Origin of the sequence: Burkholderia lata, from assembly GCF_000012945.1 — a bacterium.
Taxonomy (GTDB): domain Bacteria; phylum Pseudomonadota; class Gammaproteobacteria; order Burkholderiales; family Burkholderiaceae; genus Burkholderia; species Burkholderia lata.
The window spans coordinates 2,232,921-2,258,706 of sequence record NC_007511.1; the positions used below are offsets into that span (position 1 = coordinate 2,232,921).

At 66.7% G+C, this 25,786-nt stretch carries 25 protein-coding genes; 10 read left to right on the forward strand and 15 right to left on the reverse strand.

Annotated features, from left to right (window positions below):
- Positions 1-14: 14 nt before the first annotated feature.
- Positions 15-1,181, reverse strand: a complete 1,167-nt coding sequence (locus tag BCEP18194_RS32500) for a branched-chain amino acid ABC transporter substrate-binding protein (protein WP_011355548.1) — start codon at positions 1,179-1,181, stop codon at positions 15-17.
- A 177-nt stretch (positions 1,182-1,358) separates the two neighbouring features.
- Here BCEP18194_RS32500 and BCEP18194_RS32505 point away from each other — a divergent pair, with 177 nt between their 5' ends.
- The 4 genes from BCEP18194_RS32505 (at position 1,359) to ahpF (ending at position 5,168) form a co-directional block, all read left to right on the forward strand.
- Positions 1,359-2,255, forward strand: a complete 897-nt coding sequence (locus BCEP18194_RS32505) for a LysR substrate-binding domain-containing protein (protein WP_011355549.1) — start codon at positions 1,359-1,361, stop codon at positions 2,253-2,255.
- Between the two features lie 128 nt (positions 2,256-2,383).
- Positions 2,384-2,593, forward strand: coding sequence for a CopG family transcriptional regulator (locus tag BCEP18194_RS32510; protein WP_041493331.1), 210 nt, complete (start codon positions 2,384-2,386; stop codon positions 2,591-2,593).
- Positions 2,594-2,880: 287 nt separating this feature from the next.
- On the forward strand, positions 2,881-3,444 hold the full coding sequence (ahpC, locus tag BCEP18194_RS32515) for an alkyl hydroperoxide reductase subunit C (protein ID WP_006488685.1): 564 nt from the start codon (positions 2,881-2,883) through the stop codon (positions 3,442-3,444).
- A gap of 125 nt (positions 3,445-3,569) precedes the next feature.
- Positions 3,570-5,168: an alkyl hydroperoxide reductase subunit F gene (gene ahpF / locus BCEP18194_RS32520; RefSeq protein WP_011355551.1), complete on the forward strand. Its 1,599-nt coding sequence runs from the start codon at positions 3,570-3,572 to the stop codon at positions 5,166-5,168.
- A gap of 95 nt (positions 5,169-5,263) precedes the next feature.
- Here the strand turns inward: ahpF and BCEP18194_RS32525 are convergent, their stop codons facing one another.
- The 8 genes from BCEP18194_RS32525 to BCEP18194_RS32560 form a co-directional block, all read right to left on the reverse strand.
- On the reverse strand, positions 5,264-6,043 hold the full coding sequence (locus BCEP18194_RS32525; RefSeq protein WP_011355552.1) for a hypothetical protein: 780 nt from the start codon (positions 6,041-6,043) through the stop codon (positions 5,264-5,266).
- A 160-nt stretch (positions 6,044-6,203) separates the two neighbouring features.
- Positions 6,204-6,758 (reverse strand): carboxymuconolactone decarboxylase family protein, encoded by a 555-nt coding sequence (locus BCEP18194_RS32530; RefSeq protein WP_011355553.1) that lies wholly within the window; start codon positions 6,756-6,758, stop codon positions 6,204-6,206.
- Between the two features lie 32 nt (positions 6,759-6,790).
- Positions 6,791-8,125, reverse strand: coding sequence for an aspartate aminotransferase family protein (locus BCEP18194_RS32535; RefSeq protein WP_011355554.1), 1,335 nt, complete (start codon positions 8,123-8,125; stop codon positions 6,791-6,793).
- 15 nt (positions 8,126-8,140) lie between these two features.
- A complete protein-coding gene (locus BCEP18194_RS32540; protein ID WP_011355555.1) occupies positions 8,141-9,190 on the reverse strand; it encodes a C45 family autoproteolytic acyltransferase/hydolase in 1,050 nt (349 codons plus the stop codon).
- A 20-nt stretch (positions 9,191-9,210) separates the two neighbouring features.
- The gene (glnQ, locus tag BCEP18194_RS32545) at positions 9,211-9,939 is read right to left on the reverse strand and encodes a glutamine ABC transporter ATP-binding protein GlnQ (protein ID WP_011355556.1); all 729 of its coding nucleotides are present in this window, start codon (positions 9,937-9,939) and stop codon (positions 9,211-9,213) included.
- A complete protein-coding gene (glnP, locus tag BCEP18194_RS32550) occupies positions 9,936-10,592 on the reverse strand; it encodes a glutamine ABC transporter permease GlnP (RefSeq protein WP_011355557.1) in 657 nt (218 codons plus the stop codon). The genes glnQ and glnP overlap by 4 nt, the downstream gene beginning before the upstream one ends.
- Before the next feature lie 66 nt (positions 10,593-10,658).
- Positions 10,659-11,411 (reverse strand): glutamine ABC transporter substrate-binding protein GlnH, encoded by a 753-nt coding sequence (gene glnH / locus BCEP18194_RS32555; RefSeq protein ID WP_011355558.1) that lies wholly within the window; start codon positions 11,409-11,411, stop codon positions 10,659-10,661.
- A 614-nt stretch (positions 11,412-12,025) separates the two neighbouring features.
- Positions 12,026-15,565 (reverse strand): ABC transporter ATP-binding protein/permease, encoded by a 3,540-nt coding sequence (locus tag BCEP18194_RS32560; protein ID WP_041493332.1) that lies wholly within the window; start codon positions 15,563-15,565, stop codon positions 12,026-12,028.
- A gap of 119 nt (positions 15,566-15,684) precedes the next feature.
- Between BCEP18194_RS32560 and BCEP18194_RS32565 the strand changes: the two genes are divergently transcribed.
- Entirely contained in the window at positions 15,685-16,647 is a 963-nt protein-coding gene (locus BCEP18194_RS32565; RefSeq protein ID WP_011355560.1) for a LysR family transcriptional regulator, read from the forward strand.
- 27 nt (positions 16,648-16,674) lie between these two features.
- Here the strand turns inward: BCEP18194_RS32565 and BCEP18194_RS32570 are convergent, their stop codons facing one another.
- A complete protein-coding gene (locus tag BCEP18194_RS32570) occupies positions 16,675-17,046 on the reverse strand; it encodes an MAPEG family protein (protein ID WP_011355561.1) in 372 nt (123 codons plus the stop codon).
- Between the two features lie 301 nt (positions 17,047-17,347).
- On the opposite strand from BCEP18194_RS32570, the gene alr reads away from it, so the two are divergent.
- A complete protein-coding gene (gene alr / locus BCEP18194_RS32575; RefSeq protein WP_011355562.1) occupies positions 17,348-18,469 on the forward strand; it encodes an alanine racemase in 1,122 nt (373 codons plus the stop codon).
- Between the two features lie 168 nt (positions 18,470-18,637).
- On the opposite strand, the gene BCEP18194_RS32580 is transcribed toward alr, so the two are convergent.
- The 4 genes from BCEP18194_RS32580 to BCEP18194_RS32595 form a co-directional block, all read right to left on the reverse strand.
- The gene (locus tag BCEP18194_RS32580; RefSeq protein WP_011355563.1) at positions 18,638-19,432 is read right to left on the reverse strand and encodes an enoyl-CoA hydratase; all 795 of its coding nucleotides are present in this window, start codon (positions 19,430-19,432) and stop codon (positions 18,638-18,640) included.
- Between the two features lie 144 nt (positions 19,433-19,576).
- Positions 19,577-20,029 carry a DUF3592 domain-containing protein gene (locus tag BCEP18194_RS32585; RefSeq protein ID WP_011355564.1) on the reverse strand — a complete coding sequence of 151 codons (453 nt, stop codon included), beginning with the start codon at positions 20,027-20,029 and terminating at the stop codon, positions 19,577-19,579.
- A gap of 10 nt (positions 20,030-20,039) precedes the next feature.
- The gene (locus tag BCEP18194_RS32590; protein WP_011355565.1) at positions 20,040-20,627 is read right to left on the reverse strand and encodes a hypothetical protein; all 588 of its coding nucleotides are present in this window, start codon (positions 20,625-20,627) and stop codon (positions 20,040-20,042) included.
- 179 nt (positions 20,628-20,806) lie between these two features.
- Positions 20,807-21,697, reverse strand: a complete 891-nt coding sequence (locus tag BCEP18194_RS32595; protein WP_011355566.1) for a LysR family transcriptional regulator — start codon at positions 21,695-21,697, stop codon at positions 20,807-20,809.
- A 110-nt stretch (positions 21,698-21,807) separates the two neighbouring features.
- Between BCEP18194_RS32595 and BCEP18194_RS32600 the strand changes: the two genes are divergently transcribed.
- The 3 genes from BCEP18194_RS32600 (at position 21,808) to BCEP18194_RS32610 (ending at position 24,069) form a co-directional block, all read left to right on the forward strand.
- Positions 21,808-22,422 carry a nitroreductase family protein gene (locus BCEP18194_RS32600; RefSeq protein ID WP_011355567.1) on the forward strand — a complete coding sequence of 205 codons (615 nt, stop codon included), beginning with the start codon at positions 21,808-21,810 and terminating at the stop codon, positions 22,420-22,422.
- 85 nt (positions 22,423-22,507) lie between these two features.
- Positions 22,508-23,494 (forward strand): zinc-binding alcohol dehydrogenase family protein, encoded by a 987-nt coding sequence (locus tag BCEP18194_RS32605; RefSeq protein WP_011355568.1) that lies wholly within the window; start codon positions 22,508-22,510, stop codon positions 23,492-23,494.
- A gap of 77 nt (positions 23,495-23,571) precedes the next feature.
- Complete coding sequence (locus tag BCEP18194_RS32610) at positions 23,572-24,069, forward strand: YybH family protein (protein ID WP_011355569.1); 498 nt, start codon at positions 23,572-23,574, stop codon at positions 24,067-24,069.
- Positions 24,070-24,219: 150 nt separating this feature from the next.
- Here the strand turns inward: BCEP18194_RS32610 and BCEP18194_RS32615 are convergent, their stop codons facing one another.
- Positions 24,220-25,128, reverse strand: a complete 909-nt coding sequence (locus BCEP18194_RS32615; RefSeq protein WP_041493333.1) for a LysR family transcriptional regulator — start codon at positions 25,126-25,128, stop codon at positions 24,220-24,222.
- Positions 25,129-25,218: 90 nt separating this feature from the next.
- Here BCEP18194_RS32615 and BCEP18194_RS32620 point away from each other — a divergent pair, with 90 nt between their 5' ends.
- Positions 25,219-25,749 carry a DMT family transporter gene (locus tag BCEP18194_RS32620; RefSeq protein WP_011355571.1) on the forward strand — a complete coding sequence of 177 codons (531 nt, stop codon included), beginning with the start codon at positions 25,219-25,221 and terminating at the stop codon, positions 25,747-25,749.
- Positions 25,750-25,786: the final 37 nt, after the last annotated feature.

Genomic DNA, 25,786 nt, shown 5'->3' on the forward strand with positions numbered 1-25,786 from the left:
TCGCGCTATGTCGTTTACTTGGTCGCGGTGCGCGAGCCGCCGAGCACGTCGACGACGGTCCACTTGCCGCCGCGCACCTGGTAGATCGTGAAGGCCGGATCCTTCAGGTTGCCTTCGGCGTCGAACGCGATCCGCCCTGTCACGCCGGGCCGGTCAATCGCACGCACCGCCGCGACCAGCTTCGCCGGCTGCGTCGTGCCGGCCTTCTGCGCGGCTGCGATCAGCGTGGCCGCCGCGTCGTACGCGAACGGCGCATGCAGCTCGATCGGGGCGCGGAAGCGCGCCTGGTATTGCGTGTCGAACGCCTTGCCACCCGGCATCCGGTCGAGCGGCAGGCCCGGTTCGAGCGCCGTCACGCCGTCGCCGTCCTTGCCGGCAAGCGACAGGAAGGTCTGGCTCACGAAGCCGCCCGCGCCGAGCAGCGGCGCGTTCACGCCGAGCTGACGCATCCGGCGCGAGATCGGCGCGGCCTGCGCATCGAGGCCGCCGAAGAACACGAGATCCGCGCGCTTGCCCTTGATCGCGGTCAGCACGCCGCTGAAGTCGGTCGTCTTGTCGTTCACGTACTGGCGATCGACGATCGCGCCGCCGTTCGCCTGCACGCCCTTGATGAACTGGTCAGCGAGCCCCGAGCCGAACGACGTGCGATCGTCGATCACCGCGATGCGCTTCGCCTTCAGCGTCTTCACCGCATACGCGCCGGTGAAATTGCCGCCCGCATCGTCGTGACCCATGATGCGGAAGGCCGTCGCATAACCCTGCTGCGTGTATTGATGGCCGGTGGACGCCGGCGCGATCTGCGGGATGCCCGCATCGCGATAGACGCGCGACGCCGGCACGCTGCAGCCTGTGTTCCAGTGGCCGACGACGCCGATCACATGCTTGTCGACGAGCTGCTGCGCAACCGCGACGGCCGTGCGCGGATCAGACTGGTCGTCAGCCGCGACGAGCTTGTAGACGACCGGCTTGCCGCCGATGGTCGGATGCTTCGCGTTCGCATCGTCGATCGCGAGTTGCGCGCCGTTCTGCAGGTCCTTGCCGATCCGCGCGGACGGGCCGGTGAGCGGCGCGGCGAGACCGATCAGGATCGTCTGCGGCGCGGATTGCGCGAACGCGGGAACGGAGGCGACCAGAGCGGCCGCCGAGAATGCGAGGCTGGCGTGGAGAAAAGCGATTTTCATGTGCGGGGATCGGTGAATCGGATCAAAACATGAAAAATATTAAATATTCAGCACCCAAACCCCAAATACCCAATTGTTGGATGCTTATACCGTTCCCGACACATTAACCTACACCACTGTAAATACAGGATATTTTCATGTTGTCGGTTACCCTGACTTTTCGATAAAATTCGACACATGAAAAATATCGAACAATTGCCTCACGATCCACCGCTGCGCGCGGTGCGTGCGTTCGAAGCGTTTGCGCGTCTCGGGTCGGTCACCGCGGCGGCGGGCGAGCTCGACATCACGCCGTCGGCGGTCAGCCATCAGCTGCAACTGCTCGAAGCGTTCATCCAGACGCCGCTGACCGTGCGCGAGGGCCGGCTGCTCGCGCTCACCGACGAAGGCCGCGACTACTACCGCTCGATCAGCGCCGCGTTCTCGGTGCTGCGCAGCGCGACGCGTTTCGTGCGCGACCGCTCGTCGCTGCGGCAGATCACCGTCAGCCTGATTCCGCTGCTCGGCATCGGCTGGTTCATTCCGCGGCTGCACGCATTCCTGGCCGACAACACGGACGTCGACGTGACCGTGCTGTACGCGCATCACCGCAACTACCGCAGCGATGCATCGGACCTGTCGATCCGCTTCGGCACCGGCGACTGGCCCGGCTACCGCTGCGAGCGGCTGCTGCCGGGCGCGATGGTGCCGATGTGCAGCCCGTCGTTCCTGAAGCGCCACGGGCCGTTCCGCACGCCGGCCGATCTCGCGCGCGCGCCGCTCGTGCACGACGAGGATCGCAGCACGTGGGTCAACTGGCTGCAGGGCGCGGGCGTCAAGCATGTGTCGCATGCGGTGGGGCCGATGTTCGAGGACGGCCAGCTCACGCTGAGCGCCGCGCGCGCGGATCTCGGCGCGGCGTTGCTGCGCGCGCCGCTGGTCGAGCGCGAGCTGGCGAATGGCGAGCTCGTGAAGCTGTTCGATCACGCGCTCGACGACGGGCGCGATTACTACCTGTGCACGCGCGAGGATGCGGACATGCCGGACGGGGCGCGGAGGCTGGCTGAGTGGTTGAGGAAGATGGCGGGAATTTGAGCGGGGCAGAACGATACCGCTCCGACAGTCAGCCGATTCGGGAAGCCGCATTCGCATCGGACGCGCCGCGCACTTGCACTTGCCCGGCCGGATCGTCACGATGGCCGCGTCCCGTCACGGAGGTTGCAATGATCAGAATTCCGGTCGATCTATCAAATGACCAGCATGCGGCGTTGACCCGCATCGCCACGCGCCAGAGCAGTTCCCCCGCCGAGATCATCCGGGACGCGATCGATGCCTACATCGCGCAGCAGGACCGGACACTTGCTGACAATGTGTTCGGCCTCTGGAAGGGGCGCGACGTCGTCGACCAGGAAGACTTGCGCTCGGAGTGGTGAACGCGCCCTAGCATCCGCCTACCGAACAAACTTCGGCGCCGCCTCGAGTCGCTCCACCTGCTGCTTTTTACTTTCAACGCAATCCCTCTCGCCGCATCTCCGCCCGGCTGCCGCTCGTCCACACACCCACGCTTCAATGACCTCCCCGCACACCCCGCGCCAATCAAGGGCCGGAAGCAGATAGAAATTCCTGATGCCCCGGATTGAAACAAGCAATTTCACAAACTCAGGGTGAACCCGGATACTGGCAACACTCCACTCACCACTGAAGCAAAGGAATTCTCCAGATGCCGATCATCAACACCCAAATCAAGCCGTTCAAGGCAACCGCTTACCACAATGGCGATTTCGTGCCCGTCTCGGAAGAGAACTTCAAGGGCAAGTGGTCCGTCGTCGTGTTCTACCCGGCCGACTTCACGTTCGTCTGCCCGACCGAGCTGGGCGACCTCGCCGACCGTTACGCGGAATTCCAGAAGCTGGGTGTCGAAATCTACGGCGTGTCGACCGACACGCACTTCACGCACAAGGCATGGCACGACACGTCGGACACGATCGGCAAGATCAAGTACCCGATGATCGGCGACCCGACGCTCACGCTGTCGCGCAACTTCGACGTGCTGATCGAGGAAGAAGGGATGGCCCTGCGCGGCACGTTCGTGATCAACCCGGAAGGCGAGATCAAGCTGTGCGAAATCCACGACAACGGCATCGGCCGCGACGCAGGCGAACTGCTGCGCAAGGTGCAGGCTGCGCAATACATCGCGGCGCACCCGGGTGAAGTGTGCCCGGCCAAGTGGACGCCGGGTGCGGAAACGCTGACCCCGTCGCTCGACCTGATCGGCAAGATCTGACGATCGCGCCGCGCGCCTCGCACGAGGCGCGCGAGACACACTACGGGCCGCTGCGGCATGCGGCCCGCGCCCTCCTCCGGCACGACGTGCCCGACCAGAATCATTAATACGGAATCCGAAACGCCATGCTCGACGCCAATCTCAAGAACCAACTCAAAGCGTACCTCGAAAAGATCACGCGCCCGATCGAACTCGTCGCCTCGCTCGACGACAGCGCGAAATCGCAGGAACTGCTGGCGCTGCTGAACGAGATTGCGTCGCTGACGGATCGCGTGACCGTAACCGAACGCCGCGACGACGCCGAGCGCAAGCCGTCGTTCTCGATCGGCGAGCCCGGCAAGCCGGCCGGCATCCGCTTCGCCGGCATCCCGATGGGCCATGAATTCACGTCGCTCGTGCTCGCGCTGCTGCAAACGGGCGGCCACCCGATCAAGCTCGACGACGACGTGATCGAACAGATCCGCGCGCTCGACGGCGAGTACGCGTTCGAGACGTATTTCTCGCTGTCGTGCCAGAACTGCCCGGAAGTCGTGCAGGCACTGAACGTGATGTCGCTGATCAACCCGTGCATCCGTCACGTCGCGATCGACGGCGCGCTGTTCCAGAGCGAAGTCGAGTCGCGCCAGATCATGGCCGTGCCGACGATGTTCCTGAACGGTGCCTCGTTCGGCCAGGGCCGCAGCAGCGTGAAGGAAATCCTCGCGAAGCTCGATACGGGCGCCAGCGCACGTGCCGCGAAGTCGCTCGAGAACAAGCCGGTGTTCGATACGCTGATCGTCGGCGGCGGCCCGGCAGGCGCGGCCGCTGCGATCTACTCGGCACGCAAGGGCATTGCGACGGGCGTCGTCGCCGAACGTTTCGGCGGCCAGGTGCTCGACACGATGGCGATCGAGAACTTCGTGTCGGTGCAGGAAACCGAAGGGCCGAAGTTCGCGACCGCGCTCGAACAGCACGTGAAGCAGTACGACGTCGACATCATGGACGTGCAGCGCGCCGACGCGCTGATTCCGGGCGACGTGCACCAGATCCGCCTCGCGAACGGCGCGGTGCTGAAGGCGAAGACGATCGTCCTCGCGACCGGCGCGCGCTGGCGCGAAATCAACGTGCCGGGCGAGCGCGAATACCGCAACCGCGGTGTCGCGTACTGCCCGCACTGCGACGGCCCGCTGTTCAAGGGCAAGCGCGTCGCGGTGGTCGGCGGCGGCAACTCGGGCGTCGAGGCCGCGATCGACCTCGCCGGTATCGTGAAGGCCGTCACGCTGATCGAATACGGCGCGCAACTGCGCGCGGACGAAGTGCTGCAACGCAAGCTGCGCAGCCTGCCGAACGTGACGATCGTCACGCAGGCGCAAACGACCGAGCTGACCGGCGACGGCAGCAAGCTGAACGGGCTCGTCTACAAGGATCTGCGCTCGGGTGACACGCAGCGCATCGATCTCGAAGGCGTGTTCGTGCAGATCGGCCTCGTGCCGAACACCGAATGGCTGAAAGGCACGGTCGAACTGTCGAAGCACGGCGAGATCGTCGTCGATGCTCGCGGTGCGACGTCGGTGCCGGGCGTGTTTGCCGCCGGCGACGTAACGACGGTGCCGTTCAAGCAGATCGTGATCGCCGTGGGTGAAGGCGCGAAGGCATCGCTCGGCGCGTTCGACCACCTGATCCGGCAGGACGTTGCACCGGTTGCCGCCGCGCAGCCGCAAGCCGAGGAAGCGGTCACCGCGTAACGCGCGTCAGCCCGTCGGCACAACGGTTTGTCTCTCTTGGCCCCGCATGCTTTGGTCGGCGTGCGGGGTCCTTTTTATTCCGGAAGCGATCGCGGTTACTTGGTCGTGGTCGGGCCGCTGTTTGCCGGTACCGGTGACGGTGCCGAGTTGAAATTGCTCGACTGCCTGACCAGTTGCTCGGTCATCGCAGCAGCCACCGGATTCGCGCCCGACGACGAACTGCCCTGCCGGTACGAACCGCTGCTCGATGGCGTCGACGTCATCGACGGCGGCGGCAACGACGGGTCGAGCTTCGCCGATTCCCTGACAAGGGCGGCGGTCTCCGGCGTTTCGGATTTCGTTGCAGCGGGGGCGGCGGCCGCGTGGCGTTCGAGGCCATCGCGCTTGCGCGGCGCGCGCTGCGTGACCTGCGCGGGTGCGGGTGCAGGTGCGGCCTGCTGCACAGGTTTGGCTGCCGGCGGCGGTGCCGGCGGGGTCGAATCCTGCGCATCGACGGTCACGACGTTGACCTTCGGCGGCGGTGCGCTCGGCTTAGTTACCGGCTGCGGTTTGTCGCTGACAACCGGCACGGCAGGCGCTGCGCTGACGCGCGCGGTTTCGGCCGGCGCAGAAGGCGCCGGTGCCGGTGCCGGTGGTGGCGGCGCGACAGCCGCCTGCTTCGGTGCCATCGCGGCGGCCGGGGCCGGCGGCGCGATGGTGCCCTGCACTGCGTGATCGTTGCCCGCGGGCGCTGCGGCAACAGGCGCGGCCGAATCGCCGATGCCGGAATCTTCGATCGCGCGGTGGTCCGCACGCAGGAGCATCACGTAGGCAGTGCCGGCCGCGGCTACCAGGAGCCCACCGGCGATCATCAAGGTCTTGCGGGTACTCGTCATGCTTGCTCACCGCTCATATCGACGTGAACAAGCCATCATACACGGCGATCGGCCGTCGATCCCGCATGAATACATTTGGTTGCATTGTGCCGGAGCAGGCCGGCAACACGTTCGTCAGACGTATCGCCTCCGCTGCTCCAGCCGGATCAACGCGCGGGCGTCACTCCGGAAACGGCAATTCGGTCTGCCCTTCCGCGCGCATGCCGAACGTGTTCAGCGTCATCGCGACGAGCGCGTAGTAGCCGAGCAACGCAACGAGATTCACGACGGTTGCGTGGCCGAAGCGCGCTTCCGCCCGCGCAAACGTCGCGTCGCTCACGCGCCGCGTGTCGTACAGCTCGCTCGCGAATGCATGGATCAGCGCATCGTCGTCCGACTCGAATGCGGGTGCGACACCGCGCCGGATCGCGTCGGCCGTCGCGGCCGGCACGCCCGCCTCGAGCGCGATCGGATGGTGGATGTGCCACTCGGCCTGCGAGCGCCAGCGCGCGGCCGTCACGAGAATCGCGAGTTCCGACAGGCGCAGCGGCAGGCCCGTGCGATAGCGGCAGAACGCGCCGAGTTTCTGCGCGTGCTGAGCGAGCTCGGGGCTCGCGATCCAGCCGAGAAACGGCCCGTTCAGGTTGCCGCGCGGGCCGCTGAGAATGTCGGCCAGCACGGCTTTCTGCTCATCGGTGGCCGATGCGGGATCGAACGGAGGCAATCTGTTGGTCATGGCGAGGTCCGGACAGGGTTCGATGAATGCGGTCACGCGCCGGCCGACGCAAGCGCAGCGCCGATCGCGCCCGACAGCCGCTCGACGATCGTATCGATCTGCTGCGCGGTACAGATGAACGGCGGTGCGACCAGGATGTGATCGCCGTGAACGCCATCGATCGTCCCGCCCATCGGATACACCATCAGGCCGCGCTGCATCGCTTCGCGCTTGACCGCCGCGTGCAGCTTCAGCGCCGGATCGAACGTCGCCTTGCTGTCGCGATCGCGCACGAGTTCGACGCCGACGAACAGCCCGCGGCCGCGCACGTCGCCGATATGCGGATGCGCGCCGTAATGATCGCGCAACGACGCGCGCAGTTGCTCGCCGCGTGCCTTCACGTTGTCGAGCAGCTTCTCTTCGGCGATCACACGTTGTACTTCAAGCGCGGCCGCGCAGGCGGTCGCATGGCCGAGGTACGTGTGGCCGTGCTGGAAGAAACCCGAGCCGTCGACGATCGTCCGGTAGATGCGGTCGCTGACGAGCGTCGCGCCGATCGGCTGGTAGCCCGCGCCGAGCCCTTTCGCGATCGTCAGCAGATCGGGCGCGACACCGTCTTCATCGCACGCGTACAAATAGCCGGTGCGGCCCATCCCCGACATGATTTCGTCGAGGATCAGCAGCACGCCGTACTTGTCACACACCGCGCGAATCTTCTTCAGGTACGTGCGCACCGGCGGCACCGCGCCGGCCGTTGCGCCCACCACCGTCTCCGCGACAAACGCCGCGACGTTGTCCGCACCGAGTTCGACGATCTTCTGCTCGAGCTCGTCCGCGAGGCGCTGCGCATAGGCCTCGTCGGTTTCGCCGGCCTGCTGGTCGCGATACGCGAAGCACGGGCTCACGTGGTGCGCCTCGATCAGCAGCGGCAGGAACGGCTCGCGCCGCCATGCATTGCCGCCGATCGCGAGCGCGCCGAGGGTGTTGCCGTGATAGCTCTGGCGTCGTGCGATGAAATGGCGGCGCTGCGGCTCGCCCTTCTCGACAAAGTACTGGCGTGCGAGCTTCAGCGCGGCCTCGACCGCCTCGGAGCCGCCCGACACGAAATACACGTGTTCGAGGCCGGCCGGTGCGGCTGCGACGAGCCGGTCGGCCAGTTCCTCGGCCACGTCGGTCGTGAAGAACGACGTATGGGCATACGCCAGTTGCTGCGCCTGCCGCTTGATCGCGTCGATCACGCGCTGGTTGCTGTGGCCGAGGCACGAAACGGCCGCGCCGCCGCACGCGTCGATATAGCGTTTGCCGGTCGAGTCGATGATCTCGATGCCGTCGCCTGCGACGGCAACGGGCAAGGTGGCGCGCGGAGCGCGATGGAAAACGGTCGTCATGCGTTGCCTCATGGATCAGGATGCGTCGTGCGCGCGTCCGGACGGCACGATGCGCGTCGCGAAACACTGCGCGCCCTGTTGGTGAATGGTGAAATCGATCGATGCCGCGCCGATCGCGAACACGCCGGTGGCCAGTGTGTTCTCGTCGTCGGGGTCGGCCGGATCGTCGCGGTAGATCGGCAGCCCTTCCGGCGCGCGATCGCCGAGCACGCGCAGCAGCGCGGCTTCGTCGATCGCGTCGATGGCGGGCGTCAGCGCGTCGACGCGGCGCTGGCGGTCGGCCGACGATTGCGTGACGATCTGCGCTTCCGCGTCGCAGCCGGGATGCACGAGATGGTTCGCATGCCCCGCGAGCCGCGCGACGTCGATCACCGAACAGCGCGCGACGCTCGCCTCGATGCTCAGCAGCCGCGCATCGCCGGTCGCGCCCAGCGTGTGATGAAAGCCGCTTGCACGCGCATGACCGCGCAGCACGTCGGCTGCCGCGTCGAGCGACGTCGCGTCGAGCACGGCGCGCGCGAGGATCATCCGCGGCACGCCCGCTGCCGGCGTGCGGATCCGCAGGTTGTTGATCGCCTGCGCGATACCCGCGCGGTTCGCGGCAAAGGTATGGCCCGGCAGCGAACCGGGGTAATAGAAGCTGATGAAGCCCGGCTTGCCCTCTGGTTGCACGTCGACGAGCAGGCCGCGCTCGCGCAGGTACGGATCGCCGTCCTCGTTGTGCGCGATCCAGCGCGTGCCGGCCGCGTCGCGCGCGGCAAGCGTCGTGCAGCCGTCCGGCGCGTTGTGGATCAGCTCGCCGCGGCAGTTCCACAGAAAGATGTCCTCGGCCGGCCAGCCGACACCCGCCGCGATCCCGTCCAGCTCCGCGACGAGATCCGGATACGCAGCCAGCGCAGCCTGCCGCAGCGCGGCGACGAACGGATGGCCGCGCCAGCGGCGCACGGCCTGCCACGCGCTGCTCTGCTGCATGTATTCATCGAATACGGGGCGGGCGAGCTCGCCGAGGCGCACGCCGATGTCGAACGGCGTGCCGGCGATGACGGGAGAAAGGGAAAGCGGCATGTCGGAGGGTTCGGTTTCGTTCAGGACACGTGTTTCAGGAATTCCTTCAGGCGCGGGGTCGGCGGCCGGTCGATCAGGTCGACCGGATGGCCGTCCTCGGCAATCCCGCCCTGATCCATGAACAGCAGGCGCGTGCCGACCCGTTTCGCAAAGCCGATCTCGTGCGTGACGACGATCATCGTCATCCCTTCGGTAGCGAGATCCTGCATCACTTTCAGCACTTCGTGGCGCAATTCCGGATCGAGCGCCGAGGTCGGTTCGTCGAACAGCATCAGCCGCGGCCGGATCGCGAGCGCGCGCGCAATCGCGACGCGCTGCTGCTGGCCGCCCGACAGCTCCGACGGGAAATGATTCGCGCGCGATTCGAGACCAACCTTGTCGAGCAGCGCCATCGCCTGGTCGCGTGCATCGGCACGCGATGCGCCGCGCACCTGGATCGGCCCGAACATCACGTTCTCGAGCGCGGTCATCTGCGGAAACAGGTTGAACTGCTGGAACACCATGCCGGCTTCGAGCCGGATGTTGCGGATCGTCGTCGCGTTGCCGCGCACGCTCTGCCCGTCGACGAGCAGCTCGCCGCCGGTGATTTTCTCGAGCGCGTTGATACAGCGCAGCATCGTCGACTTGCCCGAGCCGGACGGGCCGATCACGACGACCACTTCGCCTGCGTCGATCTTCAGGTCGATATGCTTCAGCACCGGTACGTGGCCGAAGCTCTTCGACACGTTCTGGAATTCGATCATGCTCATAGGATCCTCATCCGCTTTTCGACGAGCCGCAGCGTCAACGTCATGGCGCCGGTCAACAACAGGTAGATGACAGCCACCGCAGTCCAGATCTCGACCGCCTGGAAATTGCCCGCGATGATTTCCTGCCCCTTGCGCGTCAGTTCGCCGACGCCGATCACGATGAACAGCGACGTGTCCTTCAGGCTCACGATGCACTGGTTGCCGAGCGGCGGAATCAGGCGCCGGAACGCGAGCGGCCCGACCACCTTCAGCAGCACCCGCGGCATCGACAAGCCCATCGCGAGCCCCGCTTCCGTCAGCCCCTTCGGGATTGACAGCAGCGCGCCGCGCACTACTTCCGCGAGATACGCGCCGGAATTCACCGTGATCGCGATGATCGCGGCCGTCAGGCCGTCGATGCGGATATGCGCGAGCAACGGCAGCGCGAAATACAGGAACATCACCTGCACGACGATCGGCGTGCCGCGGATCAATTCAATATAAACCTGTGCAAGCACGTTCATCGCCTTCGGTCCGTAAGCGCGGAACATGCCCGCGATCATCCCGACGATGAAGCCGCCCACCAGCCCGAAAAATGCGATGAACACCGTCAACCGGACCCCGTCCATCAGGTCCGGCAACGCCGCCCAGATCGCCGACCAATCGAAATTCACTTGTCGCTCCCCGTTCGATTCAAGACCGGCGCGGCCACCCGGCCGCGCGCTGTTGCGGCGTCACGCTCACATCTTCGGCGGTTCGGCACCGAACCACTTCTTGTAGATCTGCGCGTAGCGGCCATCGGCCCGGATCTTCACGAGCGACGCGTTGACCTTCGGCACGAGCGGGCTGCCCTTCGGGAAGCCGATCCCGTACTTGTCGCCGCTGACCGGCTGGCCCGCGACCTTCACCTTGCCCTTGCCTTCGTTGTTCACGAAGAACAGCACGTTCGGCGTGTCGTGCATCGCCGCGTCGACCCGGCCGGCTTCGAGCGCGAGGTACGCCTGGTCGATGTTCGGGAACTGGCGGATCTCCTTCGGCTTCAGGTGCGCCTTGATCCAGTCGATCGTCGCGGTGCCCGTTTTCGCGGCGATCACCTTGCCGTTCAGGTCGTCGATCGACTTGATCGTCGTGTTGTCGGCCTGGACCATCGCCGCGAGGCCGCTGTCGTAGTACGGCGCGGAGAAGTCGATCGCCTTCTTGCGCTCTTCCTTGATCGTCATGCCCGACAGCGCGACGTCGATGTTCTGCGTCTGCAGCGCCGGGATCAGGCCCGCGAAATCCATCGGCTGGATCGTGTATTTCCAGCCCTGGTCCTTCGCGATCTCCGCCCACAGGTCGAGATCGAAGCCGACGTACTTGTCGCCCTGCTTGAACTCGAACGGCATGAACGACGTGTCGGTCCCGACGACGAGCGTCTTGGTGTCCGCGTGCGCGAGGCTTGCGCCGAGCGCGGCAACGACCGCGACGGCTTTCAGGAAGGAACGGCGACTCATGGTTTCTCTCCGCATGATTGAGCGATGTGACCGGCCAGGGAGCCGGCGGAACGACGACATCAAGCCGCACCGCAACATGCGATGTCGAATTAGACCTTAGTGCAACAAGTGTTGTCAATGGCGATACTACGACAACAAAAAAGTCCGCAACGGGTAAATGCATCGAGACAAACCCGGGGCGCACGGGGCCGATAAGTCGGAGGAAAGGGAGTGTGGCTCGCGGCGAAGCGGACGGGCCGGATCGTGCTGCGCCGGCGGGTGGCGGCGTCTGACGTGCAGTTGGCGGTGGCTGGTCGGGGCGGGCCAGATTGCCGTCCCGGGCATCACGCACGAGAGGATGATGGCGGCGCAATCGTTCGGCGTCGATCGCCGCCGCCCGCGCGTTTGTCAGTGCGTTTGTCAGTGCGTCTGTCAGCGCCTTTGTCAGCGCCTCTGTCAGCGCCTCTGTCAGCACCTTTGTCAGCGCCTCTGTCAGCACCGATCTTCGGTGCTTCGACACCCGGCGCCGTGCCGGGGCGGCTGCCCCGCGATGCCGGCAACCGCCGGCGCGGTTCAACACATGTTGCGGGAAGCGCGCGGCCCCGCCGGCCGGCCGCGCGCCGATGCAGCGTCGCTTACGCCGCCACCCCGCTCGCCTGATGCGACACGAGCCGCGCATACGCGCCCTGCCGCGCCATCAGGTCCGCATGCCGTCCGGCCTCGATCACGCCGCCGTGCTCCATCACGAGGATCAGGTCGGCATTGCGCACGGTCGACAGCCGGTGCGCGATGATGATCGACGTACGCTGCGTCATCAGGTCTTCCAGGGCCGCGCGGATCTGCTGCTCGCTGATCGTGTCCAGATGGGACGTCGCTTCGTCGAGGATCAGCACCGGCGCATCCTTCAGGAACGCGCGCGCAATCGCGACACGCTGGCGCTGGCCGCCCGACAGCTGCACGCCACGCTCGCCGACACGCGTCGCGAGCCCGTCCGGCAGCCGCGCGACGAAGTCGCCGAGCGCCGCATGGTCGATCGCGCGCTGCACGTCCGCGTCGGACGCGTCGTTCGCGGCAAGCCGGATGTTCGCTTCGAGCGTGTCGTTGAACAGGTAGGTATCCTGCGCAACCAGCGCGATGTGTTGCCGCAAGTCGTCAAGCCGCAAGTCGCGCAGGTCGACGCCGCCGAGCGTCACACGGCCCTGCTGCGGATCCCAGAAGCGCAGCAGCAAGCTCGCGACCGTCGACTTGCCCGCCCCCGACGCACCGACCAGCGCGACCGTGCTGCCGCGCGGCACCTCGAAGCTCACGCGGTCGATCGCGGGCACGCTGCGGCCCGGGTAAGTGAAGGACGTCGCTTCGAAGCGCACGGCCGGATCGGCAGGCATCGCATGCGAGCCGTCCGTCACCGGCACCGGCTCCTTCTCCAGCGCGCGCAAGCGGCGCGTCGACGCGATCGTGTCGGCGAGCTGGCGCGCGACCTGACCGATTTCGGCCACCGGCATGAAGGCGGCCACCGCCACCAGCACCAGCAGCGGCAACGACTCGCGCGGAAACCAGCCGCGTGCACACAGTAGCGCGCCGAGCGCCGCGACGACCAGCCCGCCGAGCCCGCTCGCGACTTCCAGCGCGGCGCTCTGTGCCGACAGGTCGTCGAGCAGCCTTGCGCGTTGCTTTCGGTACGCATCGACTTCGGCCACGAACGCTTCACGCCGGCGCGCGACGGCCTGGAACGCGGTCAGCTCCGCAAGCCCCTGGATCGTTTCGGTCAGGTGCGCGCCGAGCTGGCCGAGCGCTTCGCGTGCGCCGGTGCCGAGCCGGTCGACATCGCGCCGCGCCAGCACCGGTGCGAGCCCGGCCCACAACAGGAACGGCAGCAGCACGAGCGCGAGCGGCCACGCGACCGACGCGAGCAGCACCAGCACAGCGGCCGGCACAAGCACCGCGACGAATGCGGGCGCCAGCGTGTGCGCATAGAAATACTCGACCGTCTCGACGTCCTGCGTCGCGAGCGACACGAGATCGCCGGACCGGCGGCGCAGCAGCCCGGCCGGCGCGAGGCGTTCGAGCGTCGCGAACAGCGCGATGCGCATTTCCGCGAGCAGCCGGTACGCCATGTCGTGTGCGAGCCACGATTCGAGCCAGTGCAGCACGGCCGCCACCGGCGCGATCACGAGCAGCGCGGTGACGAGCGCCGGGCTCACCTGGCCGCCCGGCACCGCGCCGACCACCAGCGCGCCGATCACGCCGACGCCGATGAACGCGAGCACGCGGCCGATCCCGAACAGCACCGTCAGCACGACCTTGCCCGTCCACGGACGCACGAAGCGCAGCAGCGTCTGCAGGGTTTCCGGCCAGCCGATCTCGGCCGCATCGTCGTTCAGCGGCCGCACCTGCGGGCCCGACGACGCGCGCGCGGTCGCGCCGGCCGTCGTCGCCGCGCCGACCGATTCGGCGACCGCTTCCAGTTGCGGCCCCATCAGCCGGCGATACGGGCCGTCACGCGCGATCAGCGCCGCGTGCGTGCCCTCGTCGACCACCTGCCCCTGGTCGAGCACCAGGATGCGGTCGGCGCCGATCACGCTGGACAGCCGGTGCGCGAGCACGAGCGTGGTCCGCCCGCGCGTGAGCCGGTCGAGCGCCTGCTGGATCAGCGCTTCGTTCTCCGCATCGACCGACGACAGCGCCTCGTCGAGCAGCAGGATCGGCGCATCGCGCAGCAGCGCGCGGGCAATCGCGAGGCGCTGGCGCTGCCCGCCCGACAGCATGAGCCCGCGTTCGCCGATGCGCGTCGCGTAGCCGTCGGGCAGCGCCGAGATGAAATCGTGTGCGTTGGCGGCACGCGCGGCGGCGATCATGTCCGCGTCGCTCGCATCGGGGCGGCCGAGCCGCAGGTTGTCGGCCACGCTGCCGTCGAACAGCGTCGCATCCTGCGCGACGACCGCGATCATCTCGCGCACCTGGCCGGCATCGAGCGTGCGCACGTCGTGGCCGCCGATGCGGATCGCGCCGCCCTGCGCATCGTGCTGGCGCAGCAGCAGGCGCACGATGGTCGACTTGCCCGCGCCGCTCGGCCCGACGATCGCCACCGTCTCGCCTTCGCGTACCGAGAAACTCAGCGCCGCATGTGCGTCCGCGCGACGCCCCGGATACGCGAAGCTGACGGCGTCGAACGCGATCTCCGGACGCAGGCTTGCGACGCGCGGCGCGTCAGCGGCCGGCGCGTGACTATCCGCGTCGAGCAGCGCGTGAATCGCATTCGCCGCCGACTGGCCGATCATCCCCTGGTGCAGCACGGAACGCAGGTCGCGCAGCGGCCGGAAGATTTCGCTGCCGGCCATCAGCACGATCAGCAGCGCCTCGAGGCTCATGTCGCCGTGCCGCACGCGCCACGCGCCGACCGCGATCGCGGCGGCCGCGCCGAGGCCGGTGCCGAGATCGGTGAAGAGCCGTGTCAGCAGGCCGAGCGCGAGCACCCAGAAGGTGCTGTCGGACAGCGCGCGCGCCTTCGCGGCCAGCTTCGCGCCGAACGCCGTGCTTTGCCCGAACGCCTTCAGCGTCGGCAGGCCTTGCACCGCGTCGAGAAATTCCTCGCCGAATGCCTTGAACGCTTTCGAGCGCGCGAGCGCCGCGCGCTTGTCGGCGCGATGCACGAGCTGCGGCAGCGCGAGCGTGACGAGCGCCGCGACCAGCAGGATCGCGGCCGTCGGCACGTCCCACCACGCGAGCACCGCGAAGATCATCACCGGCGCGCACGCGGCGATCACGAGCTGCGGCAGGTAGGTGCCGAAAAACGTCTGCAATTGCTCGACGCCATCGACGACGGCCAGCATCACGCCGCCCGTGCGTTCGCCGCTGAACCACGCGGGGCCGAGCGCGGCAATCCGGTCGAACAGCCGCGCGCGCAGCGTGGCCTGCACGCGCCCGGCCGTGTGCTGCGCGAGCACCGTGCGGCGATGGTCGAGCCATGCGCGCAGCAGCACGCAGGCCGCCGTTGCAACGACGGCTTCGCCGATGCTGCGTGCCGGCGCGCCGGAAAAGACCAGCGCGAGCACGCGGCCGAGAAATACAAAGCGCAGGATGCCGACACCCATCGCGAGCAGGCCGAGCGCGACGGCGGCAGCAACCCGCCAGCGCAGCCCAGCCATCATTGCCCATAGTCGTCGGTCGAAATACATGAACCCCTCCGGTAGTGTCTGATGATGCTTTTTCTTGACCGGATCGAGGCTACCCGCGCGGCCCATGCGCGGCAAAAGATGATTTTTCAACGGGTGTTGAGTCAACTACAATACCCCGCATGTCGCACCTCCCTCCCCTCAGCGCATTGCGAGCTTTCGAGGCGGCCGTCCGCCTCGGCGGGTTCGCGCGCGCGGCGGTCGAGCTAAACGTGTCGACGAGTGCGGTCAGTCACCAGATTCGCGCGCTCGAGGAATCGCTCGGCGCGCGGCTGCTCGAACGCAGCACGGGGCTCGGCGGCATCAGCCTCACGCCGGCCGGCGCACGCCTGCTGCCGGCCGTCAGCGACGCGCTGTCGCGGCTGACCGATGCCTGTGCCGAGATTCGCGGCACCGCGCAACGGCTCACCGTCTCCGCCAACGCGCCGTTTTCGGCGATGTGGCTCGCACGCCGCCTCGCGGAATTCTCGTCGCTTCATCCCGACACGCCGCTGCATGCCGTCGTGCTCGACGACGAACCGGATTACGCGCGCAGCGGCGTCGACCTGGCGATCGTGCACGTGCCCGCGCACCGGCTGCAGGCCGACGACGACGTGTTGATCCAGGAGACCGTGTTCCCGGTCTGCAGCCCCGAGCTGTTCCCGTACGCATCGGGGCATGTGTGCCGCTCACGGCTGCTGCAGGAGATGCACGAGAACAGCCCCGAGATCGACTGGCGCAACTGGGCATCGGAATTCGGCTTGCCGGGCGACTTCGAGACGAAGATCGTCCGGTACAGCAGCTTCAGCCAGGTGATCGGCGCGGCGGTCGGTGGTGCGGGCATCGCGCTCGGCCGCATGCCGCTGATCGAGCCCGAACTGCGCAGCGGACGCCTGGTGCCGTTGAAGCCGGGCATCGAACGCGCCGCGTCGTGGCGCTTCGTGCTGCGCCGCAACCCGTCGACGCGGCACCGGTTGCTCGATCCGCTGATCGAGTTCCTGCGCCGCGAAGCAGACGCGGAAGCCGCGCCGATCGCGGGCCCGATCGTTGCGCCCGCATCCAACGACAGTCTCGTGCGCGGTACGGGCGGCGCGACCGGCAAGTAACGCGCCGGCCTCGCCCGCATGCGCCGCTTACGGCGCAGCGAAGAACAGCGCAACCACGCACGCCATCCCGCCGAACCACACGAGCGAACGCAGCGACGCCCAGTTCAGCAGGTACATCAGCATATAGACGATGCGGATCGCGACGAACGCCATCGCAAGCTGGTCGACGCGATGCACGTTCGCGCCGTTGTGCCACGCCACCACCAGCGCGGCCGTGAACAGCGCGAGCGCTTCCCACGCGTTCTGGTGCGCGGCCTGCGCACGGGCACGCCAGCCTTCGAGCTTCGCCAGGTAGTCGCGCGGCGCGCGGTTGTCGTAGCCCTTGCGGGCCTTTGCGAGAAACGTCATCGGGAACGGCAACAGCGCCACGATGAACAGGCACAGCTGGGACGTCGTCATCAAAAGTCTCCTCCTTTATGATTACATTGATCAATGACAAGATCGCCGAGAGCTTAGCATTGCGCCGTGCTGTTCGCGCACCGGTTTTCTAGACGGGAGACTCGGCTGCGAGGCCCGCCGGCAGCCGCGACAAGCCTGGTTCGACACCCAAATTTCCACCAAATCGTCGACAAAAACGTTAATTAAAACTGGTCGAACACCAATAAGATAGCGTTCAACACTGGTCCGGCGCATTGTCGCGCCAGGCCGCCGAACCTGCGCCGCCGCGCGCACCAAACGACATCCGATCCGAGACATCGCCATGCCCCGTCCCATCGTCGCCCATATCCGCCCTGACGCCGTTCGCCACAATCTCGACTTCATCCGCCGCACCGCCGCGCAATCGCGCGTGTGGGGCGTGGTCAAGGCCGATGCGTACGGTCACGGCATCGAGCGGATCTACCCGGGCCTCGCGGCCGCCGACGGCATCGCGCTGCTCGATCTCGACGAGGCGGTGCGCGTGCGCGAGCTCGGCTGGGACAAGCCGGTGCTGCTGCTCGAAGGGATCTTCGAGCCGGCCGACGTCGAGCTGGCCGATCGCCACCGCCTGACGGTGGCCGTGCACTGCGACGAGCAGCTCGACCTGCTGATCGCCGCCAGGCCGCAGCAGCCGATCGACATCCAGCTCAAGATGAACTCCGGGATGAACCGGCTCGGCTACCGCCCCGCCGCTTTCCGTGCCGCATGGGAACGCGCGGCGAGCGCGCCGTCGATCGGCAAGATCACGCTGATGATGCATTTCGCGAACGCCGACGAAGGCGAAGTCGACTGGCAGCTCGACCAGTTCGATGCGACCACGGCGGGGATTCCGGGCGAGCGCTCGACGTCGAACTCGGCCGCCGTGCTGTGGCATCCGCGCGCGCACCGCGACTGGGTGCGGCCTGGCACGATCCTGTACGGTGCATCGCCGACCGGTGCGGCGCGGGATATCGCCGACACGCCGCTGATGGCCGCGATGACGCTGACGAGCAAGATCATCGGCGTGCAGACGCTGTCGCCGGAAGAAACCGTCGGCTACGGCCGCCGCTTCACGGCCGACCGGCCGATGCGGATCGGCGTCGTCGCGTGCGGCTATGCGGACGGCTATCCGCGCCACGCACCGACCGGCACGCCGATCGCGGTGGACGGCGTGATGACGCGCGTCGTCGGCCGCGTGTCGATGGACATGCTGACCGTCGACCTGACGCCGTGCCCGAACGCGGGCATCGGGTCGAGCGTCGAGCTGTGGGGCGACCAGGTGAAGGTGGATGACGTGGCGGAAGCCAGCGGCACGATCGGCTACGAGCTGATGTGCGCGCTCGCGCGCCGCGTGCCGGTCGTGATCGTGCCGCCGGGTGCGTCGAGCGAACAGCCGACGCTGCGGACCGGGAGCTACGGGCGCTGACCGGCGTCGATGCGGCGGCGCACATGCTGTTGCGTCGCCTGACGTGCCGCTTCGGTTGCGGGCCGCCTTGGGGTGCAGTTCATTGGCGGCCCGTTTGCTTTTCCGTCCGAGCGAAAGGTGTGGGTTACGGCCCTTCTGCTTCGCTCGACACACTCCACCGGTGATGCACTACGAATGCCACGTCGGCTTGCGCTTCTCGAGGAACGCGTCGATGCCTTCGCCCGCATCCTCTTCCATCATGTTGCGCGCCATCACGTCGCCCGCATACGCGTAGGCTTCGTCGAGCGGCAACTCGCGCTGGCGATAGAACATCTGCTTGCCATACCGCACCGCCGCCGGGCTCTTCGCGACGATCTCGGCGACCTTGCGCGCGACGGCCGCGTCGAGCGCATCTTCGGGTACGGCCTCGTTGACGAGCCCCCACGCGGCGGCCGTCGCCGCATCGACGAAGCGCCCGGTCACGAGCATGTCGAACGCGCGCTTCGCCGTGACGTTGCGGCTCAACGCCACGGCCGGCGTCGAGCAGAACAGCCCGACGTTGATGCCCGAAACCGCGAAGCGCGCGGTATCGGCCGCGATCGCCAGATCGCACGCGGCGACGAGCTGGCAGCCGGCCGCCGTCGCAATGCCGTGCACGCGCGCGATCACCGGCACCGGCAACGCGCGCATCGCGAGCATCACACGGCTGCATTGCGCGAACAGCGTGCGGTAGTAGTCGAGCTCGGGCTGGCTGCGCATCTGCCGCAGGTCGTGGCCTGCACAGAACGCCTTGCCTTCGGCGGCCAGCACGACGCAGCGCACATGCGGATCGGCCGCCAGCGACTCGAATGCATCGTGCAGGCTCGCGAGCATCGCCTCGGACAATGCGTTGAACTGCTGCGGACGATTCAGCCGCAGCGTGACGACGCCGTCGTGCGCGTCGCGCAACAGGATCGGCTCGGCAGTCTCTTGATCGGATGTCATGATGTTCCGCTCGATGGGGTTCGGCAGGATTCGATGCGGCGTGAACGCGCGGCGATGATGCGGGCCCGTTCACGGCACCGTGAGGATGAAATGGTCCTCCACATTCCGTGCGACGTCCAGACGTGGCGCAGCAGGCTCACGCGGTCACGCGCGCTTGCGCCCGCTGCGCCACGCGCGCACGCCCGAGCGCAGTTGACTGACACCGACCAGGAAAAAGACGGCGCCCATCCCGCCGAAGGTCAGTACGCCTCCCCAGATCGCACCGAACGTGTTCATCCGCGCGGTCATATGGGGGGCGTCGGGTGCGTAGCGCACCTCGACAGTCGCGCCGTCCTCCACGCTGACCTCGCCGCCCTGCGGGTACTCGACGTGCTCACCCGCAAGTGTCGTGAATGCGATCTCCGGATGATGCGGGCCCGCATCCAGCTTGATGACCCGCCCCGGCACGACGACCGACGTCCGCAGGAATTCGCGCGTCGACTGCGCGTACAGGGCAGCGCCGATCAGCAGGCAGGTACCCACGACGGTAAAAACGACGCCCTTCGCGATCAGCGTTTCCGTCTGCGGCGCAGTCGTGCGGCCGGAATCGGACACCATTCCGCCCACCTCAAGGACGCGACTGATAGAACGACACGGCGATCTTCGACTGCGCGTTGCAGCGGTACATCACGCCGCGCCCCGTTTCGTCGGTCGTGCCTTCGTACGGGCCGTTGCAGCCGGTGACCTTGTACTTCGCGAACGGAATGCGCTTGCCGTCCTGCGGCCGGACCAGTACCGGGATACGCCCCGTCGGGCCGTCGCCGATCGTGCGGACGAGCACCATGCGCGCGGCATCGATCGCCGCGGCGGAACGCACGTAGGCCGTGCGCCCCTGCGCGTCGGTCGTGCCTTCGACTTCGAGTTCCTGGTTGTCCTGGGCCGCGCTCGTGTACAGCGCGAACGCATAGTGCGTGTTCGGCAGCGGCTGTTTTGTCTCGGGATCGTGCAGCACGAAATAGCACCCGTTGATGCCCGTCCCGGCCGTCACCAGCCCGTCGGCCGGCGTAGGGTTGCACGTGTACGACGAACCGCTGCCGGCAGCAGCCTGTTGTGCATTCTGCTGCCCGGTGGTGTTTGCGCACCCACCTGCCAGCGCAGCCATCAGCGCCACGCATGCCCCGCGCACGAGCGCTGCCCGGTCGATTTTGATTGTCATGGGAAGGTGTCCCGTTCCTGATTGTTTGTTGTGGATGCCGGGCGTGCTGCGCAGGTCGCACGGGCACACCGCCCTCGGCATCCGGCAGGATACGGACATTGCCGGGTGATGTAAATCGCCCACCCGGTGAACGTCGCACGGAAATCGAATGATGGATGCGGCGACCGGAATCGTGTCGACTACCCGAACAAATCGCCATGCGCCTTCTCTTTCCAGTATTCCTTACAAAAATCCAGATAGGCACGCACGACCGACGACGGATGCCGATGAGACGGGTAAAGCAGGTTGAGTTCCTGTTCCGGCAACGGATGCTCGTCGAGCAAGGAAACGAGTCGCTGGGTACGCAGATCCTCCATGACCAGAAACGGCGGAAGCTCGGTCACGACGTCTCCGGCAAGCGCCCGACGGTGAAGATGCGCATAGTCGTTCGTGGCGAACAGCGGACGCGGATGAAATGGCGTCTCCCCCAGATTCCAGACCGGTTGCGCGTAGGCGCCAAGTCCCCAGGTTGCACACGGCAGCAGTTGCAAATCCTCCGGCGTGGCGGGACGGCCGTACTGTTCAAGCAACGCGGGGCTCGCGACCAGCCGATGCCGGTACTGCAGGATCTTGCGCGCCACCATCGACTCATGCTCGATCGCTCCCACGCGCAGCGCCACATCGATGCCGTCGACAATCAGGTCGACGCGCCGCTCCGTCGTATAGACAAAGAGCCGGATGCCCGGAAAACGCACCTGGAACGCCGCCAGTAAATCCCACCAGATATCGAACGTCGGCGGCAACGACAAGCGCAGAAATCCCTTCAGCTGATGCTGGGCACTGACCACCGCCTCCTTCGCCTCGATCAGCGCCTCGATTCCACGACTCGCGTGTTCGTAAAGCCGGACGCCGGCATCCGTCAATTTGGTGCCGCGAACCGAACGCTCGAGCAACTGAACGCTGAGTTGCCTTTCAAGCTCCCGAACCCGGCGGCTCAAGGTTGGCAACGGCACACCGGTGCGCAATGCGGCAGCGGACAGGCTCCCGGCCTGCACCACAGTCACAAACATTTCGACGGCATTGAGGTCCATATCATCCTCTCAAATTTGATAGGCAGTGTATCGGATTCGGCGATTCCTGAATGTCATCCGAACCCGCATAGTGGCTACGCGTACCTCACAACCGATCACCGGAGATAGCCATGTCCACCTTGGAAACGCTTTTGAAATCGCGGGTTTCGACCAACAAGTACGATTCCGGCCGGGCGTTGACCGACCATCAGATCGACGAACTGATTCAACTCGCAACGACTGCCCCGTCCGCCTTTAACCTCCAAAACTGGAAGTTTGTCGCCGTACGCAGCGCCGCCGGCAAGGCGAAGCTGCTGCCGCTGGCCTACGGACAGCAGAAGGTCGCCGACGCGGCCGTGACGTTCATCGTCTGCGGCACGCTCGAGCCGCACGTCACGCTGCCTGGCGCGCTGAAGCCGTCCGTCGAGCACGGCATTCTCGACAAGGGAATCTATGAAGGCTGGATCGGCGCCGCGAACAGCATGTATGGCGACAACCCCGCATTTCAGCGCGACGAGGCCATCCGCTCGGCATCGCTCGCCGCCATGACATTGATGCTGGCCGCGCAGGATCGCGGGCTCGCGTCGGGGCCGATGATCGGCTTCGATCCGTCCGGTGTCGCCGCTGCATTCCACCTGCAACCCACCGACGTGCCGGTCATGCTCGTGACCGTCGGCCATGCCGCGCCCGGCAACTGGCCGCAGAAGCCGCGCAAGTCGACGTCCGACGTCCTGTCATTCGCGTAACACGACACCGAAAACCGATGCCGGCGTCCTGTCGACGTGCGCCGGCATGCCCTCCCCCAACATTCACATTCGACAAGGAAACACCATGAAAGCCTATGTCATCGAGCAAGCCGGCGGCCCCGACGTCCTGCAAATCCGCGATATCCCGTCGGTCGCGCCGAAGGCCGACGAAGTCCGCATCCGCGTGCGCGCGTTCGGCCTCAACCGTGCCGAAACGTATCTGCGTGCGGGCAAGATGGGCCCGATCGACGGCCCCCGCGTGCCGGGTGTCGAAGCGGTCGGCGAAGTCGTCGAAGACCCGTCCGGCACGTTCCGGATCGGTCAGCGCGTCGCGACGGCGATGGGCGGATTGCAGTTCACGCGCCCAGGCAGCTATGCCGAGGAGGTCACGGTATTGCGCACCAACGTGATCGATCTCGACGGCACCACGTTGTCGTGGGAAGAACTCGCGGCGTTGCCGCAGGCCTACCTGACAATCTGGGGCGCACTGAACAGGAGTCTCGGTATCGAAGCGGGCCAGACGCTGCTGGTGCGCGGCGCGACGTCCACGGTCGGCCTCGCCGCGATTACCTATGCGAAGGCGTCGGGCCTCCATGTCGTCGCAACGACGCGCTCCGCCAGGAACGAAAATCGCCTCTTCCTGGCCGGCGCGGACGACGTGGTCGTCGACGGCGGCGAGATCGCGGACGATGTGCGGCGCCGCTTCCCCAACGGCATCGATGCAGCGCTCGAGGTCGTCGGCGCGGCGACGCTGCGCGACACCGCGAATACCTTGCGGCCGTTTGGCGCTGTCGCCGTCGTCGGGTTGCTCGGCGGGCCGCCGGTGCTCGAGCATTTGAACCTGATGACCGACCTGCCGCCCGCGGTCAAGCTGAGTTTCTTCCCGAGCCAGTTGTTCGGCACGCCCTCGCTGCCGCTGGACGACGCACCGCTGCGAATGATCGTGGACGGCGTTGCCAACAAGCAGATTCCGTCATTGCTCGAACGTACCTTCGCATTCGACGAGATTCGACAGGCGCACGAATTGATCGAAAGCAACCGCGCGCTCGGCAAGCTCGTCGTCCTGGTGTGATCTTCGGGACCGCGCGGATCGCCTGTCGTGATCCGCGCCGTCCATTTCCTTATGCGCTATCCCGTCCGGAGATTCCCATGCACACATTCCTGAGGGCATCGGTTGCTGCGCTTGCCATCCTGCCGGTGGCCGTGTCAGCGGCCCCGCCCGAAAACAATCGCGTCGCGACCGAAGCGATTGCCGGCCAGCTCCGGCGATATGAGAAGGCGCTCAATTCGTCGGATACGGACGAAGTGATGAAACTCTATGCCGACGACGCGGTTTTCATGCCGCAGAACTTTCCGACGGTAATCGGCAAGGACAACGTTCGAAAGGCATACGAAACAATCTTCAGGACGATCAAACTGAACGTCACGTTCAGGATCGACGAGATCAAGCCGCTCTCGAACGACTGGGCCTTCGCCAGAACCCGTTCCAGCGGCACCCAGACGGTGCTGAGCAACCATCAGCAAAGCGCCGAAGGCAACCAGGAAATCTTCATCTTCCATCGCGCCAAGGACGGCGTATGGCAGTTTGCTCGATACATTTTTTCGACAACCAATCGCCCGAAATCCGTCGAGACCTCCGGACCGTAACCAGGAGTCGACATGAAAACATTCATCGCCCTCGCTGTCCGCACCGAGTATGACGGCAGGCATCGGTCTCCCAGGGCTGCGATAAATCCTGCGGCGTAATCCGGCACCCGGCGCTGGATCAATCCATGCGTCGTTACCCGGCGCGTCGCCTCAGTACCCGCCGCTCGCGACGCGCGCGATCGTCTGCCGCAGCCAGATGTGCGCAGCGTCGCCGTGCCGGCGCGCGTGCCAGTGCTGCGCGAATTCGAACGAATCGATCGGGAACGGCGGCTCGAACACGCGCAGCCGCGCATCGTCGCGCACACGGTCGAGGTTGCGGCGCGCGACGGTCAGCACGAGGTCAGTGCCGGCGATCAGGTCGTTCGCGACACCCCAGAACGGCAGGATCACCGCGATGTGCCGCTCGCGCCTCAACCGCGCGAGCGCGCGATCGACCTCGTTGTCCATCCCGTCGCGCATCGCAACGAGCGCATGCGGCCGTGCGAGCCACGCGTCGAGCGCGAGTTCGCCACGGCGCGGCAGCCGGCTCGCATCGGCCACGCACGCGAACGATTCGACGAACAGCGGTTGCGCATGCAGGTCGCGCTGCACCGCCGGCAGCACGCCGAGCGCGAGATCGACCTCGCCGTCCATCAGCTGCATCCGCATCGCTTCGCGCGTGGCCTGCGACACGATCAGCTCGATGCCCGGCGCGTCGGCGCGCAGCGTCTTCACGAGCGCCGGCAGCACGATCCGCGCGCCGTAGTCGGACATCGCAATGCGAAACACGCGTGTGGCCGCGGACGGATCGAACGCCGGCGGCTCGATCAGCGCGCCGAGCCGGCCGAGGACGTCGTTCAGCGGTTCGACCAGTTCGTTCGCGCGCGCAGTCAGCTCGAGCCGGCCCGCGCGCCGCACGAGCAACGGATCGCCGAAGATTTCGCGCAGCCGCGCGAGCGCATGGCTCACGGCCGGCTGGCTGCGGTGCAGCCGGACGGCGGTACGCGAGATGTGTTTTTCGCTCAGCAGCGCGTGCAGCGTCACGAGCAGGTTCAGGTCGATGCGGGCCAGGTTATTCATGAAAGGAATATGAAGCATCCGAAGAACGAATTTCCATTCGCCATCTTAATGGATAACAATCATTTCGAATTCCTTTCACGACCGACCAAGATGACGACTTCCCTTTCCTTCGCCACCCTTCCGCTCGCCGTCGCGGCCTTCGTCGCCGGCGCGCTCGTGCCGCTGCAAGGCGGCAGCAATGCCGCGCTCGGGCGTGCGCTCGGCCACCCGCTATGGGCGAGCGTCGCGTCGCTGACAGTCAGCCTGCTCGTGGTGCTGCCCGTGCTGCTGGCCACGCGTGCGCACGCGCCGCTGATCGGCGACGCGCTACAGCGCCCGCTGTGGACGTGGCTCGGCGGCCTCGCGGGCGTGATCTACATCACGCTTGCGCTGATCCTGACGCCGCGGCTCGGCGCGACGACCTTCATCGTCTGCGTGGTGGCCGGGCAAACGCTCGCGTCGCTGCTGATCGACCACTACGGGCTGATGGGGCTCGCGCAGCGGCTCGCGACACCCGGCCGCATCGCGGGCGTCGCGCTGATCTTCGCGGGGATGATCGTCGTGCAATGGCAAACGCCCGCGCCACGCGTGCCGGCCGCACCCGGCGACGCGGCAGCCGTGCAACCCGAACCACAGCACTGAACGCGCGGGCGGCAGCGGGCGCGCGGCTGCCGAAAGG